We start from the raw sequence: 15,148 nt of genomic DNA on the forward strand, positions 1-15,148 counted from the left end.
ATCCTGTTTAGAGAATTGATTATAAACGAATTAGGATTTTTTTTATTGAAATGTAATTGGATTACTCAGTAAAAAAGCTAAAAAATAGCTAAAGTTATCTTTCCAAATGTAAATATATACGATTTTTCGACGCCTTCTGTAGGAAATGTAGAAGAGTTTCATGGTGCATTGCTTGATTTATTCCAGCATAAATATCAGAGAGATAGCCTCTGATTTGATAATATTTCGGCAGAATGGGAATAAAAAATGAATAGCAATACATTAAGAATCTTGCTATCTCGGTAAAGAGAGACATTGCGATTAGCATCAAAACAAAGCAAAAAACCCGCTTAGTTGCCTAAGCGGGTTTTTCTAATTTGGCTCCTCTGACTGGGATCGCCTTAGCCAATAACTGGCTAATAAGTAAGCTAGACCTGAATTTCCTTTCTGTCAAGACCGCTAAAATGACCACCCATCCTTGCCGTTTTACTTAAAGCAGGCTTATACGCTTCGCTTCATGTGTAGATTGTTCTTTGGTGAACTCTACTTATGAAGGATGGGAAGCTAGAGTGAGCATCAAAAAGTCCGCTCTGTGCTGTGAGTTCAACGGGTCGCTGCAACGCTATCCTTAACCAAGTGAGAACGCGATTTGTTTAATCGGGTCCTTAGTAAGCCGAAGCGCCTTACTAGCGAGCCTAACTCGCCAGTTGGAAAGATAATTAAGTGGGGTTGTTCCTGTCAATTGAGAGAACCGCCTGACAAAACCAGCACGTGACATTCCTCAGGTAAGCACCAGTTACGCGCAGGGTCACCATGGATTTCACTAAGCACTCGCATTATTCGGGGGTCGCGTAAAGCTCCCATCCACCCCTGATTTGATTCATCAGACTCATGCATCCAACTTCTTACACCCTCAATCATGATCAGATGCATCAAATGATCTGTCACGGCCGTCGAACCAGCTCTCTGGAATAGTTTTTCGTTACGGATGTAGTTCATCAGCCAGGTAAAAACCGAAGATTCATTGGAACCGGATTTTATGAAAATCACGGGCGGTAGCTCATTAAGCAATAAATCTGCAGAAGTCTTGTCGATCTCCATTTTTCCCGCGATAAGAAAAAGATAATCACCACCATAGTTGGCAATACTTTCGCGAAGGATGAACGGAGTGTCTTCAGATTCAGCAGTAACTTTCCCTGTCAACGTAGTCAGTGAAAAGCCAAGAGAGCGTGTCAGTATCACTCCATCACCTTCGCCCAGCTCATGCCATGCAGAGCTACCATCCGGCCGAAAGCGTGCTATTCCAACACTTACGTTTTTTGTTAAGCCTTGGTTTTATAATGATCACTTCGGTTTATGCTGAAAATAAGCCGGGTAAAAGAGAAGATGTTGATACCTATATTAATTTACCACTAACTTTAAGAAGCAGGGGTAGTTTCTTCATCGGTGGTGATAAAGTTGAGCAAACCAAAGCAGAACTGGGAAAGAAGCGCCCGGTAGACAGCATTACCGTTAATCAGATGTATGTAGAATACATGGTCGCTGCAGGTAAGGAGACGTCTCCGCCTATTGTTATGATCCATGGAGCAGGTCTGAGCGGGGAAAGTTGTGACACTACTCCAGATGGCAGAATGGGGTGGTGCGAGTATTTTGTGCGCAATCATTCCCCCGTATATGAGCCCTTTGCAATATCAGAAATGGCTGCGACTCAATGAAGCACGTCGCCTGATGTTCAGCGAGCGAATGAATGCCGCCAGCGCGGCTTTTCAGGTCGGCTACTAGAGCCCTTCGCAGTTCAGCCGTGAGTATACAAGTTTGTTTTGTGCTCCCCCGCGTAGTGATATCGAAGCGTTACGTCGGAAGTTGTTTGGCCAGAATATTGAGATGTAAAAGGGGTAACGCAGTCATGATACCTGCGATTTATTAAATTTGTTCATTACTGATATTTCTATTGCGTGGTTGTGTCGATGTCGTGGTTGTTGATACCGTTATTAAGTGTTAGGGAGAAAGTTTATTAATTAATTCATTGATGCTGGTTCGCCCAAAATGTTAATTATTCAGCTTTGATGTTGTTCATCCGGTGTATTACCTGGATGGTAACGCTGAATTATTCATATCCGGCTTGTGGTTTGGTGTGTTCAGGAAATAAATTCATTTTTTACGGCTGTATTTTTCTTAACTTAAGTATTTTCCATATCAGCACTTGCCATTGTATGAGGTATTTTATGAAAACGGTTGGTTATGCAGCACACTCTCGTGAAGCGAAACTGGTTCCTTATCATTTTGAACGTCGTGATTTACGTGAAAACGATGTTGTGATAGAAATTCTCTACTGCGGCGTGTGCCATTCAGACTTACACACGGTGAATGGTGACTGGGGCGCGCAACCTTACCCATTGGTTCCTGGCCACGAAATTGTCGGTATCGTGACGTCAGTCGGTCCGAGTGTCACCAAATATCATCAGGGTGACCATGTTGCCGTTGGCTGTATGGTAGATAGCTGTATGCACTGTGATCAATGCGAGCACGGTGAAGAACAGTTTTGCCGTCACGGAATGACGCCAACGTACGGCGCCCCAGACCGGATTAGCGGCGAAGTCACTCAGGGCGGCTACTCCAAACATATTATTGTGCGCGAAGAGTTTGTTCTGCGGATCCCGGAAAATATGGATTTGGCGAGAACCGCGCCGATTCTTTGCGCAGGTATCACCACATTCTCTCCGCTGCGTACCTGGAATGTCGGACCGGGAAGTCGTGTTGGTGTCATCGGTTTGGGCGGGTTAGGTCATATGGCCGTTAAGCTGGCCGTTGCGATGGGTGCCGATGTTACCGTCATCAGTCGTACCAACAGCAAAGAGAAAGAGGCCAAAGCGCTCGGTGCGAAAGGTATCCTGCCTTCTTCTGACCCGCAGGCACTACAAGCATCAGCGTGCGCATTCGATTTAATCATCGATACAGCACCCGTTAAGCATGATCTGAATATCTATACTCCGCTGTTAGATATTGATGGTTCACTAGTCATTGTCGGCCAAATTGGTCTGATGGATGAGCCGCTGACGATCCCGCTGGTTATGGGGCGCCGTCGGGTTGCTGGTTCGCTGATTGGGGGGATTGCCGAAACTCAGGAGGTACTGGATTTTTGCGCAGAGCATAATGTCTATCCTGAATGCGAAATGATCAATATTGATCAAATCAACGATGCTTTCGCGCGTCTTGCGCAGGGCGATATGGCGCATCGTTTTGTTATTGATATGGCATCATTGAACGCCGGGTAATCTGCCGTTCAGTGGCGATAGCACGATCCTATCGCCGCTGATATATAAACCGGCTACCAGCAATAGCGCTGCACGATTTATGAAATTTACTCATTATTCTATTCTGATAACAGCTATTAATAAGCTGTATTATTCGGTTAAGAATAGGTGCTGGTGCCTAGGGGCGAGTGGTTTCTCATGTTTAATGATGCTAAAGCGCAACGTGTTTTATCCGGGATTTCACGATGGTTAGTGCTGATATTGATATCGGTATTTGCGCCTGTGGTAATCGCGAGCCATACACAGGTAAACCCGATGAAGTTAAAAATAATACTCCAGAACAAGACGCTTACGGCGACGTTGAATGATAGTCAAACCAGCCGTGAATTTGCCGCATTGCTGCCGCTGACATTACATCTGAAAGATTATGCCGCGGAGGAGAAAATAAGCGACTTGCCCGCTAGGCTGACGACCGCAGGCTCACCTGCAGGTACTGCAGCAAAAAAAGGCGATTTAACGATATATGCCCCATGGGGAAATCTGGCTATTTTCTATAAACCTCATGGCTATGTGACCGGTTTAATTAAGCTAGGGGAGTTAGATCAGCCGGATGCTTTGCCTGTACAACCTGATTCATACACTGCCAGATTTGAATTGCTGACTGATGAATAGTCACCAGAGCATGCTGTAACCGGCATCGCCATCATTCTAATTTACCAGAATCTTTTCACCATAATGCGTTAAATCCTTTTCTATTCCCGGTACTGGGTTAGCCGTTTCATGCACAACAGGAGAGTATGATGATCCGTTTCACATCTGTAGCAGCATCACTACTGTTATTCGCAGGTATGTCCGCGCACGGCGAAACCGCCACCTCAGCTCAAATGACGCTGTCGGAAACCGGCAGTCGCGCAACGATTGCCGAACCCGCTGACCACTTCACCGGCCATGCTTATATTGACCCTCTCTTTTCGCCGGTCGCACCACAAAGAACTGGGGCCGCCTATGTGACCTTTGTACCCGGTGCACGCTCTGACTGGCATACCCATCCATTGGGACAAACGCTGGTTATCACCTCCGGTACGGGCTGGGTTCAGGAGTGGGGCGGGGAACGAAAAACGGTGCACGCAGGAGATGTTATTCAATGTCCGCCAGGCGTTAAACACTGGCATGGCGCAACGGATAAAACCACGATGGTTCATCTCGCGATTCAGGAATCGAATGACCAGGGTGAAAACGTAAACTGGCTTGAAAAAGTCAGCGATGAACAATACCTGCGGTCGGGCGAAATGTAATGATCAACCAGAAATTGCTGGTCATTGTTTCTATCTTAATGATGAGTGGATGTGTTTCCCAGACCACGCAAAACAGGAATTCAAAAATGATACCAGAAGATGCGAAATACGCAGTAGCCGAAGCCGCACCAGCGATGGCGGCGTATTCTGAGCGATTTATCGATAAAGACCTTTGGAATCGCCCGGAATTATCGCGTCGCGACCGTAGTCTGGTGACGGTTACCGCGTTGATCAGTCGCAATGATACGGCTGAACTTCCTCATTATCTCAATGTGGCTCTGGATAGTGGCGTAAAGCCTGCCGAAATATCCGAGATGATTACCCATTTAGCTTTTTATGCCGGCTGGCCAAATGCTACCTCGGCAGCGTTGGTCACGCGTGATGTATTTGCTCAACGCCATATTGATACAGCGTCATTGCCGGGTGGGAAAGTGGATTTTCTGCCGTTGGATAAAGAGACGGAAAACAAACGTGCCACGCTGGTTGAGTCAAACTTTGGCAAGGTATCACCAGGTGTCGTGAAGTACACGACAGATGCACTGTTTCAGGATCTGTGGCTGAGACCTGGCCTGGCGCCACGGGACAGAAGTTTGGTGACGGTTAGTGCGCTGGTTACCGCCGGGCAAGTGGCTCAGGTTCCATATCATCTAAATCGGGCGATGGATAATGGTTTGACGCAGGTCCAGGCTTCTGAGGTGTTGACGCAACTTGCTTTTGTTGCGGGCTGGCCGAATATATTCTCTGCATTACCGGTATTTAAAGAAGTGTTTGCCGGTAGAAACGCTGTCTGACAATCAACAGATAACACAAAAAAGCCAGAACCCTGATGCAGGGGCTGGCTTTTTTGCTCTGTAAATCAAAATGATATGGTGTTATTTTCCTTCTCAGAGCATCTCGTCAGGGATGTTGGTAATGGCGTAGTGCATCAATAACGATCTGGAATGCCTTCGAGAGATTTCGATTTTCCGGGTAGTAGATATAATAGCCGTCCCAGTAAGGGCACCAGTCGTCCAGTACGCTAATCAGTTCACCGCGGGCAATGTACTTTTCAGCGATATCGCGGGGAACATGCGCCAGCCCGTATCCCTCCACGGCGGCCTGAAGATTCTGATAGATGCGGCCAAACACCAATTGACCGCTCACTTTGACATTCAGGCTTTTTCCCTCTTTTTCGAACTCCCAGACGTACAGATTGCCGTGGGTGGGAAATCGCAAATTAATACAGTTATGATCGATAAGATCGTTAGGGTGCTGCGGGCAGGGATATCGGGAAAAATAATCGGGAGAACCGACGACCGCAAAGCGAACGTCCGGACCGATACGCACTGAAATCATGCCATTGGATATTTGCTCTCCGAGGCGGGTTCCTGCATCAAACCGACCGGATACAATATCCGTCAAGGCATAGTCATCGATCAGCTCAATATTAATTTCAGGATATTCTTTCAGCAGCGGTTCAAGTTTTGGCCAAATGACAGAGCCGAGAGCGTAATCCGATGTGGAGATACGCACGGTTCCGGCTGCCTGGTTGTTGAGATCTTTTAGCGACTGCAATCGCCCCTGGATGCCATCGATATAGGGGCCGAGGTCATCCAGCATGGATTGCCCAATATCCGTCAGCGAAATACTTCGTGTGGTTCGGGTCAGAAGCTTCATCCCCAGTCGGGATTCAAGGGTGCGCATGCTGTGGCTCAAAGCCGACTGAGATACACCTAAATGAGCCGCCGCTTTGGTGAAACTCTTTTCACGCGCGACGACAATAAACGCCATCAAATCATTAAGGTTTTCTCTTGCCAATCTGCGTCCCTCATTGCTGAAAGAGAATAATGCCTTAGTGTATCGTAACTAACGCATAAATGGTGTGTATCAAGCGATGCATTTCACGGCGTTAACATTCTTTCAAAAGCCGCTTTTATTCTGTTCAGACCTTCGAGTAAACGCGATCTCGGACAAGCAAAATTTAGCCGGATAAAGTGCTCGCCTTCTTCCCCATAAATTGTGCCTTCGTTCACCCACAACTTTTCTTCTGCTTTAAGCAACGCAGTGATTTCTGCAGATGAACAAGAAAGGGCGCGGCAATCTATCCAGGCCAGATAGGTAGCCTCAAGTGGAATAACTGGGAAGGCGGGTAGGTGCTGATGAAAGAATGCTTTCAGACACTTGAAGTTATCATGGAGATACAGGTTCAGGGCATCCAGCCACGTTTCACCATGATTCCATGCGGCAATCAGCGCCTCGACTGCGAAAGGATTAATCTCGCAGACCTCATGGATGTTCAGGATCTTATCGATTTTCTGGCGTATGTCGTCATTTGCCGTATGAATAGCGGCAACCTGTAATCCGGCCAGGTTGAATGCCTTACTGGGGGACATACAGGTTATGGCATTTTGCATGAAACGTTCACTGACGGAGGCAAATGGCGTATAGCGAAATCCGGGTTGCACCAGATCGCTGTGTATTTCATCGGCGATCACAATGACGTTGTGTTGTAGGCAGGTCTCTCCGATGCGCAGTAACTCTTCTGGTTTCCATACCCGGCCGACAGGATTATGAGGATTACACAATAACAATAATCTTGTCTGCGGATCGGCCGCTTTCTGCTCCAGATCGTCGAAATTAATCGTGTAGGTATCACCCTGACGCCGCAGAGGGTTGGTGATTATCTCGCACCCCTGATTACGTACAGAGGAAAAAAAACAATTATAAACTGGCGTTTGGACGATAACTTTTTCACCGGGCTGCGTCAGTGCGCGTACCACAGCAGATAGCGCCGGTACCACACCGGTGGTGTAGAGCAGATGCTGTGGATTCAGGGTAAAGCCATGCCGGCGAGAAAACCAGTTAACGATAGCGGCATAAAAATCTGGCGGGACCTGGGTATAACCGAAAATCCCGTGCCTGGCGCGAGCTTCTAGGGCATTAATGACCGCAGGGGAGGTGCGGAAATCCATATCGGCAACCCACATTGGCAGCATATTATCTTCCGTGGCTGCATCCCATTTGATGGCATTTGTCCCGCGGCGGGTGATTAACGGGTCAAAATCATCGTTCATGATTGCGCCCCGGTATTCGTGGATACCACGATTTCGCAGAGCCCGGGGTCAATACAGTTCTCATCAATAATGATCTCTTCGATGCGCTCAGCGTTGATAAATCCTCCCCGTGGGTTTTTTACGCTCAGTATCGTTCCGCGAATATCCGCCTGCAGCGTACTGTACTCAAAGCAGAGATTGGTATCGACCATCGTGCAATTTTCCATTACCAGGTCGGTGGCATAGCAAAGGGGCTGTTCACCGGAAATGGTGCAGTTAACCAGACGCAGATTTTTGGAATGCCAGCCCAGATACTCGCCGTTGATCACCGAATCATAGACTGTGACATTTTCAGTATTCCAGAAGGCATCTTTTGAATCGAGATGGGCATTGCGAATAACAACGTTACGAGCATCCTGAAATGCATAGTTTCCTTGCAGTCGAAAACCATCAATGTCTATTTCTGTCCCATTCATAAACAGATAGTCGCCACCGTGGATCTCAACATGACGAAATTTAGCATGGTGACAATTCCAGCAGCATTCGGCGGCATTATCTATGCGCGTGTTTTCAAGATAAAAGTGGTTTACTTCGCGGAACATTTTCGGCGCATCAACCGTACAGTTAATCATCCGAAGATGACTGGAGTACCAAATCGCTGCACGTGAGTAGATGGTAAACTGGCAATCTTCAATCTCGGTATTTATATTATGCCAGAAAGGATATTTCCCCATAAATTCACAGTGTAATGCCTTAATATTTTCACTTTGCTTCAGTGCTGATTCTCCTGGGTAAAATTTGACATTTTCCAGGCTAATATTCCGGGAGGCAAACAGGGCGCGCTCACCTTCATAAAAAGTATTTCGGATAGTATTCATTGGTTCACTCTTTTCATGTGGATGGTGTCCTTCGCTGGAATAGAAGTGCAGATGAGTCCTCAGTGCGGTCTGATACGAGGACGGCTGGCGAGGTCTGGTATTTATCGAAGGCCTGCGGTTAACCTGCTGACGATCATAAAATGAGAGGCTTTAGAAAATAAATAGGCTAAAACGGTATTCAAATATGAGAAATTTTCATAAATATAACGGCATGAGAAGGAGAGGGACTGGCGGGTGACGTCCAAACTGGCTGTGTGGGAGAGCGCGACGAAGACAGAATAAATTATGAATTTTACTCATTACTTCATTTCGATTTATGAAGTTTTAACTCTCACCAGATTCAAGCACAATGGATGTACTCAATGTTAGATGATGTCATTAACATGGCGGAGGTATTCAACAGTGGAATATTCAGTATTAAGCAACAACCTTAAAATGCCGATGGCTGGTTTTGGTGTATTTCAGGTAACCGATAAAGAAGAATGCAAACAGTCAGTGTTGAGTGCTATTCGTGCTGGCTATCGTCTTATTGATACCGCCGCAGTGTACGGTAATGAAGATGCCGTGGGCGACGCCGTTCGTGAAGCCATTGCGTTAGGTCTGTGTCGCCGTGACGAGCTCTTTATTACCTCTAAACTGTGGGTGCAGGACATGGCCAGTTACGATATGGCCACAGCAGGAATTGAGACATCGTTAAAAAAATCAGGGTTGGGGTACTTTGACCTGTATTTACTGCATCAGGCTATGGGAGATTATTTCAGCGCCTGGCGTGCGTTGGAAGATGCTTACGACGCAGGAAAACTGAAAGCGATTGGGGTGTCCAATTTCTACGCTCATGTGCTAGTCAACTTCTGCGAAACGGTCAGAATCAAGCCGATGGTGAACCAGGTCGAATTGCATCCTTACTTTGCGCAACCTGCGGCACTTGAAACCATGAAGCAATATAACATTCAGCCCGAAGCCTGGGCGCCATTAGGCGGCGGCAGACATAAGCCATATGAAAGTGAAATGCTTCAGCGGATTGCCGATGCCCACAATAAAACGATTGCTCAGGTTGTGCTCCGCTGGAACGTGCAGCGTGGTGTCACCGTTATTCCTAAATCCACTCGCCAGCAACGTATTGAAGAGAACATTGCTATCTGGGATTTCACACTGACGGATACTGAAATGGCTGAAATCGATACCCTTGATTTAGGCTATGTTGGCGATGCGGTAAAACACTTTAACCCTGAATTTGTTCGCGGTTGCCTTGGCTTAAAAATCCATGATTGATCGTGGTATTCATTGATGTGTTTTCTGTCTACTGGCGCCAAGAAGGGTAGGCATAAATTTTAGGATTGCTTGCATACCTCACCCTTGCCTGGGGTGAGGTAGTTTAAAATATAACGAATGACTATGTCGGTTTATTTCTGTGAGTCGAACAGGGCGTGATCGGAGAGTAAACGATGTAGGTGAACTGAACGCCTGCGTTAAGCACTACTCACCAAATGCCAATCCGCCTTTGTTGCGCAGAAATACAGGGCTAACAGGGATCGATTCCTTACTGACGGTCATCTGTGCCGTCTGTTCGATATAGTCCCGAAAGTGTGGGGTCTGTCGGTGTAGCTGATAGTCAGGTTCACTGGCATATACCTCATAGAAATACCAGCGATAGATATTCTTCACGTCGGTGGCAGCATACATGGCAAGCACTCCCTGTTCAGCGTTGAGGGATGTCGCCATTTCTGGGAGAACGATATCTTTGAATGTCTCCTGAAACTCAGGCTTTACCTCGACAATCACCAGATTATTGATGGTGCGCTCATCTGGTATGACGTGCTTATCACCCAGAAATTGCGGCGTCAGGGTGATTTGCTGTTTCTGCGCAATGATATCAGGTGCGCTGGCAATAAATGCCTTGTAGGGCGCACCATCCAAATGGTGACGGTAAGCCTCTCTATTTTCATAGAGTTCGACCATATATGCCTGGTGTGCATTGTCCTTACGTTTCAGGGAATACATCGCCAGAGTACCTGCTTCCAGGTCAACGGAGGTCGAAATCGTGTGTCTGGCGATTCGATCATAGTTCAAACGCTGATCGGCTTTAACCTGGATCGCAAAAATATTCATCACGGGTTTGTCCCGTTCATCCATATCTTTGGCAGCAACAGAGCTGCTCATTAGTACACAGAATAAAAGCACAAAACTCTTTTTCACGGCGAACCTTTTTCATTGGTATCAAAAGATACGTTACGGCGAACTACTGTTTAAGACGCTCAATCAACTGACGCTGGTACTCCGGCAACTGGCTGCTGCTGGCCCCCTCAAAGACCAGCGGCGGCAGCCAGGTCATGCCGGCGTGCAGGGCGCTGGTTTTCATCGGTAAAAACACATCCGCAAGCGTCACACCGATCCTACCACCAGGGCCGTAAGTCGATGCACCACCCGCCGCCGTACTGACAACCATCATCTCTTTTCCTTGCCATAAACCGGGACCGACGCTTCCCCAGGTTTCGTTGAGCCAGGCTTTCATCATTGGCGTAATATTGAACCAGTGGGTCGGAAACATAAATACGATACGCGTGTGTTCGCGCATCATTTTTCGTTCTGTTTCACCATTAATATTTCGGGTGTCAAACCCATACAGTGTTTCAAGATTACGCACCGTCACGCCCTCGAGGCTTTCCGCTGCTTCCTGTAATCCTTTCGTTAAAACCGAACGCTCGGGATAGGGATGAGAGACAATAACGAGCGTTTTAATATCGGTTTTTTCGCGACTCTGGGCGTGGCTGACAGGGAGCAGACCAATAAACACAATGAGACAAAATTCGGCTGCCCTGCGTAAGTGTATCCAGTTCATATAACCTCCATCCTCTGGTGTGCAAATGTGCAAATGTGCAAGGTATGCGGGTTCTTTAGCGTGTCCACACCTGTTTTGTGTCTTTGGTTCGCAGAGTGTTTTGCGCCATGATCCCGGTCAGAGCATGCGGCTGGTAGCACGCTTCCAGATACTGGATATCCTCCGGACTCAGCTGCAGATCTACCGCATCTATCGCGCCGTCAATGTGCTGTTTTCGGGTCGCACCGACGACCGGCGAAGTCACTTTTGTCAGCAGCCATGCGAGAGAAACGGCTGTCATCGAAACCTGATATCGTTCGGCAAGTTCAGCAACACGATCAATGATCTTGCGATCCAGTTCTGCCGTTGCGTCGTACTTCCCTTTGGCATAATCATCCTCAGCGGCTCGTAGGGTTTGAGTCTCAGCCTGACGAGCAAGACGACCACTGGCCAGCGCGCTGTAGGGCGTCATCGCAATACCGTCTTCAGCACATAAGCCGAAAAGCTCCCGTTCATCTTCACGCATAATCAGGTTGTAGTGACTCTGTACGGAAACAAACGGAGTTAGTCCATGGAGTGCGGCAAGGGCGTTTGCTTTAGCCAACTGCCATGCATAGCAGTTTGATATACCAATGGCACGAATCTTACCGGCGCTAATGGCCTCATGCAGCGCTTCAAGCACCTCAATAACCGGCGTGTTGTAATCCCAGATGTGATAGATATAGAGATCGATATAGTCCATGCCGAGATTGCGCAGGCTCTGATTAAGCGACTGTGCAATGGCCTGTTTACCGCTGACGCCGTTAGCAATCTGTTCGGGCGTACGGGGTAGAAACTTAGTGGCGACTACCACGTCTTCACGTTTTGCCATGTCACGCAGCGCCTTGCCCACGTATCGTTCGCTGGAACCATTCTGATAGGCAATGGCGGTATCATAGAAATTGATGCCCCGCTCAAGACCATAGCGAATAATGTCGCGGCTTTCTGCTTCGCCCAACGTCCAGCGATGCTGGCCCGTCGACGGGTCACCAAACCCCATGCACCCCATACAAATACGGGATACCGTTAAGTCACTTTTACCAAGCCGGGTATATTGCATTGTCTTTTACTCCGTCTTATCAGGTTTAGGAATGTGCTTATGATTGCTCAAGCTGATGCAGGTTTTCCGCAACCATTGCGGGCACAAACTCCCGGATGTCATACGTCGCCAGGTCGGGGTAATAAGGATCCTCTACCAGGATCGCCATCAGGGCATCGCGACTTTCTGTGTTGGCCATAATGACCCCGGATCTTTCGCGGTCGATATAAGGCCCGACGACCACAAATGCACCGGTCGAGAAATGATGTTGGAACCACTGCATATGCCCGGGGAACAACGAATGATGCTGTTCTGGCGAGAGTGCATCACTGACCGTAATGGTGATGATAAACATTGTCTTTTACTCCTTAATCGGCCACATCCGGGTCAACAGATAAGGTACTCAGCATTGCGACCAGACGAGAGGCGTGGTGTTGAGCAAGGGCTTTCTGTTGGGCGATTTTAGCTGTATCCCTGTCGGCATAGCTGATACCGCAGGTATAAACCGGTTTTTGCCATTGCAGATTGCAAAGCCTGGCCGTGGTTTCGAAAGGGACGAGGTAATCTTCGACGTTGTGTTCAAAGAAGCCATCTGCTGAATACAGTGTCTGTGGCGCGCCTGTCGTGAATGACAGGATCAGTTTTTTACCGCCCAGCTTTGCCGTTGAACCATGGGCGAACCCATGAACAAAAACCTCGTCCAGCCAGCATTTCATGAGCCCAGGGAGCCCATACCAGGAAAAAGGGAACTGCCAGACAATCACATCTGCCTTCAACAGGCTTTCCTGCTCCGCGCTGATGTTGATTCTGCCGTCAGGATATAACCGGTCCAGCCGGCGTATTTCAGCGCCTGGCAGGGCAGTCGCCACCTCGTCCAGAATGGTGACATTCGCCACTGAGTGGTTCAGATCTGGATGCCCGGAAACGATCAAGATATTTTTCATTTTCAATGTGTTAATTAGCCGTTGTTAATCTTGAATTCAGTATAGGGCGACGATATTGTATTGTTTAGAGCAGTAATGCCTTAATCACTTTTAGCCTGTAGCTAATAATTGATTTTGCCTCATTCCAGGATATGTCCCTGAATCCTCACCTCCGAGGATAGCGTGATGATCTGACCACGCTTCCATGTGCGAAGGTATGGCAAGTGCCATTGACTTGATATATTTAGCCTGTAGTTAAAAATTGGCTGGCCATTGCTTAAGGATGAACCTATGAATAACGCCATTTATAATCAGATACGTATCTTTCAAAGCATTGCGCGTGAAGGCAGTATCTCGGCGGCGGCCAGGAGACTTGAAATTACTCCGCCATCGGTCAGCAATGCCCTCAAGCTTTTAGAACAGCACATCGGGCATCCTCTTTTCCTGCGCACTACCCGGCGCATTGAGCTGACAGAAACCGGACAACAGTTGCTGGAGCAAACCGCAGCGGCGGTGGATTCGCTGGAAAAATCGCTGGAAAGTATCCGCGATCAGAATCAGGAACCGTCGGGCCTGGTGCGGATTACGCTCTCACGCTTCGCCTATCTGTTGATTTTTAAGCCCGCGATGGCTGCATTTTGCCGTGAATACCCGGGTATTCAGCTTGAGGTTTCGGTCTACGATGGCACCGTGAACATCATCGACGACCGTTTTGATCTGGGGATCCGCTTTGGCGATATTCTGGAGGGCGGGGTGGTGGCGCGTCCTTTAATGAAACCGTTTCGTGAAGGACTGTATGCTTCAGCAGCCTATCTTGCCGAATATGGTATGCCTGCAGTGCCAGCCGATCTCCGTCAGCACCGGCTTATCGGCTATCGTTTCATCACCAATAACCGCATCCTCCCTCTGGTTCTGAATGACAATGGAGAACAACTGACCGTTGAAATGCCCGGCCAGCTTATCAGCAACGATATTGACGTCATGGCCGACGGTATCCGCAACGGGCTGGGGATTGGCCGCTTATTTGAACCCATTTACCGATTACAACCAGACAGGGAGACGTTCCTTCCCGTTATGGAGCGTTACTGGAAAACGTATCCGCCGGTTTATCTCTATTACCCGAAAAGCGCAGGCAAAACGAAAAGGGTGAAGGCTCTCATTGAATTTCTAATTGCTCATACAGAAGGTTCGAAAGAATAAGTGGCTTTCTCGTTTATATGCCAGGATCCACAGCGGGTATACTTATGCCATTATTCAGAGTCAAAAAAGAGTTTTTGCCTGACATGATCAATATTCCTTGCCTGCTTTGGGATTAATGAATTTTTTCTTTCAGCGATCGATCGCGGCATCCAGTCCCTGGGACAAAGGTGCCCCCTGAGTATCAATGGTTGAAAACTGAGTATCGATTTCCTTTAAATCGGTTTCACTCAACTCTAGGCTGGCTGCTGGTAAGTCGACATCCAGGTGTTCGATGGTGGTCCCTCTCGGGATGGAAACAATCCAGGACTTTTTAGCCAGCAGTTACCCTCACAGTAACTGCTAGAAGCTGATTTTGCTAACATCGCAATATCTAAATTTATGGAAAGCAGTTCATGGAAGCAAAATGATGAAGCATGAGCTATGGACAAACGAAGGTGGTTTAGATTTGTTTTGTCTTGCCGGTCCACGGGGAGACTCTGCTCGTAAAATGCTGGATCCAGACTACAGATTAGTGTGGACATGTGACGCAGATTCCCATCTTGAAGCAATGAACAAATATTACGCGTTCCATAACTGGGGAGAATATCAAACTGATTTTCCTGAACAGGACAGTAAGACTTACAAAGAAATGGGATGGGAGTAAAAGCACAACACCCATAACATAGTCGCTCAGTATTCTAATGTTTCCGTA

At 47.7% G+C, this 15,148-nt stretch carries 18 protein-coding genes and 1 pseudogene; 9 read left to right on the top strand and 10 right to left on the bottom strand.

Translation table 11 applies throughout. The annotated features are described in order from the left end of the window. Positions 1-607 precede the first annotated feature (607 nt). Positions 608-757, bottom strand: coding sequence for a helix-turn-helix domain-containing protein (locus HU019_RS20520; RefSeq protein WP_227739292.1), 150 nt, complete (start codon positions 755-757; stop codon positions 608-610). Further along, positions 718-1,281 carry a cupin domain-containing protein gene (locus HU019_RS11755; protein ID WP_174847378.1) on the bottom strand — a complete coding sequence of 188 codons (564 nt, stop codon included), beginning with the start codon at positions 1,279-1,281 and terminating at the stop codon, positions 718-720. Before HU019_RS11755 ends, HU019_RS20520 begins: the two co-directional genes overlap by 40 nt. 38 nt (positions 1,282-1,319) lie before the next feature. Here HU019_RS11755 and HU019_RS11760 point away from each other — a divergent pair, with 38 nt between their 5' ends. The 6 genes and pseudogenes from HU019_RS11760 to HU019_RS11780 all read left to right on the top strand — a co-directional run bounded on the left by HU019_RS11760 (position 1,320) and on the right by HU019_RS11780 (position 5,319). After that, on the top strand, positions 1,320-1,694 hold the full coding sequence (locus HU019_RS11760; protein ID WP_174847277.1) for an alpha/beta hydrolase family protein: 375 nt from the start codon (positions 1,320-1,322) through the stop codon (positions 1,692-1,694). Then, positions 1,654-1,869, top strand: a pseudogene (locus tag HU019_RS20290) (helix-turn-helix domain-containing protein); the annotation flags it as partial. The gene HU019_RS11760 and the pseudogene HU019_RS20290, both read left to right, overlap by 41 nt. A 335-nt stretch (positions 1,870-2,204) precedes the next feature. Continuing rightward, complete coding sequence (locus HU019_RS11765; RefSeq protein WP_174847276.1) at positions 2,205-3,254, top strand: NAD(P)-dependent alcohol dehydrogenase; 1,050 nt, start codon at positions 2,205-2,207, stop codon at positions 3,252-3,254. A 294-nt stretch (positions 3,255-3,548) separates the two neighbouring features. Next, the gene (locus HU019_RS11770) at positions 3,549-3,905 is read left to right on the top strand and encodes a cyclophilin-like fold protein (RefSeq protein WP_174847275.1); all 357 of its coding nucleotides are present in this window, start codon (positions 3,549-3,551) and stop codon (positions 3,903-3,905) included. A 128-nt stretch (positions 3,906-4,033) separates the two neighbouring features. Next, the gene (locus HU019_RS11775; RefSeq protein ID WP_174847377.1) at positions 4,034-4,528 is read left to right on the top strand and encodes a (R)-mandelonitrile lyase; all 495 of its coding nucleotides are present in this window, start codon (positions 4,034-4,036) and stop codon (positions 4,526-4,528) included. Continuing rightward, positions 4,528-5,319 carry a carboxymuconolactone decarboxylase family protein gene (locus tag HU019_RS11780; protein WP_174847274.1) on the top strand — a complete coding sequence of 264 codons (792 nt, stop codon included), beginning with the start codon at positions 4,528-4,530 and terminating at the stop codon, positions 5,317-5,319. The genes HU019_RS11775 and HU019_RS11780 overlap by 1 nt, the downstream gene beginning before the upstream one ends. 106 nt (positions 5,320-5,425) lie before the next feature. Here HU019_RS11780 and HU019_RS11785 read toward each other — a convergent pair whose 3' ends face one another. The 3 genes from HU019_RS11785 to HU019_RS11795 all read right to left on the bottom strand — a co-directional run bounded on the left by HU019_RS11785 (position 5,426) and on the right by HU019_RS11795 (position 8,438). Beyond that, positions 5,426-6,325, bottom strand: coding sequence for a LysR family transcriptional regulator (locus HU019_RS11785; RefSeq protein WP_174847273.1), 900 nt, complete (start codon positions 6,323-6,325; stop codon positions 5,426-5,428). 83 nt (positions 6,326-6,408) lie between these two features. Beyond that, positions 6,409-7,581: a MalY/PatB family protein gene (locus HU019_RS11790; RefSeq protein ID WP_174847272.1), complete on the bottom strand. Its 1,173-nt coding sequence runs from the start codon at positions 7,579-7,581 to the stop codon at positions 6,409-6,411. Continuing rightward, positions 7,578-8,438: a DUF3737 family protein gene (locus HU019_RS11795; protein WP_174847271.1), complete on the bottom strand. Its 861-nt coding sequence runs from the start codon at positions 8,436-8,438 to the stop codon at positions 7,578-7,580. Before HU019_RS11795 ends, HU019_RS11790 begins: the two co-directional genes overlap by 4 nt. 402 nt (positions 8,439-8,840) lie before the next feature. Between HU019_RS11795 and HU019_RS11800 the strand changes: the two genes are divergently transcribed. Beyond that, on the top strand, positions 8,841-9,710 hold the full coding sequence (locus HU019_RS11800) for an aldo/keto reductase (RefSeq protein WP_174847270.1): 870 nt from the start codon (positions 8,841-8,843) through the stop codon (positions 9,708-9,710). 204 nt (positions 9,711-9,914) lie between these two features. Here the strand turns inward: HU019_RS11800 and HU019_RS11805 are convergent, their stop codons facing one another. Genes HU019_RS11805 through HU019_RS11825 form a run of 5 tightly spaced genes read right to left on the bottom strand, consistent with a single transcriptional unit; the run spans position 9,915 to position 13,278 of the window. After that, entirely contained in the window at positions 9,915-10,634 is a 720-nt protein-coding gene (locus HU019_RS11805) for a putative quinol monooxygenase (protein WP_227739288.1), read from the bottom strand. Between the two features lie 43 nt (positions 10,635-10,677). Next, positions 10,678-11,277: an NAD(P)H-dependent oxidoreductase gene (locus HU019_RS11810; RefSeq protein WP_174847269.1), complete on the bottom strand. Its 600-nt coding sequence runs from the start codon at positions 11,275-11,277 to the stop codon at positions 10,678-10,680. Between the two features lie 55 nt (positions 11,278-11,332). Then, a complete protein-coding gene (locus tag HU019_RS11815) occupies positions 11,333-12,355 on the bottom strand; it encodes an aldo/keto reductase (RefSeq protein WP_174847268.1) in 1,023 nt (340 codons plus the stop codon). Positions 12,356-12,392: 37 nt separating this feature from the next. Further along, complete coding sequence (locus tag HU019_RS11820) at positions 12,393-12,689, bottom strand: YciI family protein (RefSeq protein WP_174847267.1); 297 nt, start codon at positions 12,687-12,689, stop codon at positions 12,393-12,395. A gap of 13 nt (positions 12,690-12,702) precedes the next feature. Beyond that, positions 12,703-13,278, bottom strand: coding sequence for an NAD(P)H-dependent oxidoreductase (locus HU019_RS11825; protein WP_174847375.1), 576 nt, complete (start codon positions 13,276-13,278; stop codon positions 12,703-12,705). A gap of 270 nt (positions 13,279-13,548) precedes the next feature. On the opposite strand from HU019_RS11825, the gene HU019_RS11830 reads away from it, so the two are divergent. Together HU019_RS11830 and HU019_RS11835 are read left to right on the top strand one after the other, a co-directional pair. Beyond that, positions 13,549-14,457 carry a LysR family transcriptional regulator gene (locus HU019_RS11830; protein ID WP_174847266.1) on the top strand — a complete coding sequence of 303 codons (909 nt, stop codon included), beginning with the start codon at positions 13,549-13,551 and terminating at the stop codon, positions 14,455-14,457. Between the two features lie 403 nt (positions 14,458-14,860). Continuing rightward, the gene (locus HU019_RS11835; RefSeq protein WP_227739286.1) at positions 14,861-15,100 is read left to right on the top strand and encodes a hypothetical protein; all 240 of its coding nucleotides are present in this window, start codon (positions 14,861-14,863) and stop codon (positions 15,098-15,100) included. Positions 15,101-15,148: the final 48 nt, after the last annotated feature.

The sequence above is a fragment of the Yersinia artesiana genome, from assembly GCF_902726545.1.
GTDB classification, from domain to species: Bacteria; Pseudomonadota; Gammaproteobacteria; order Enterobacterales; family Enterobacteriaceae; genus Yersinia; species Yersinia artesiana.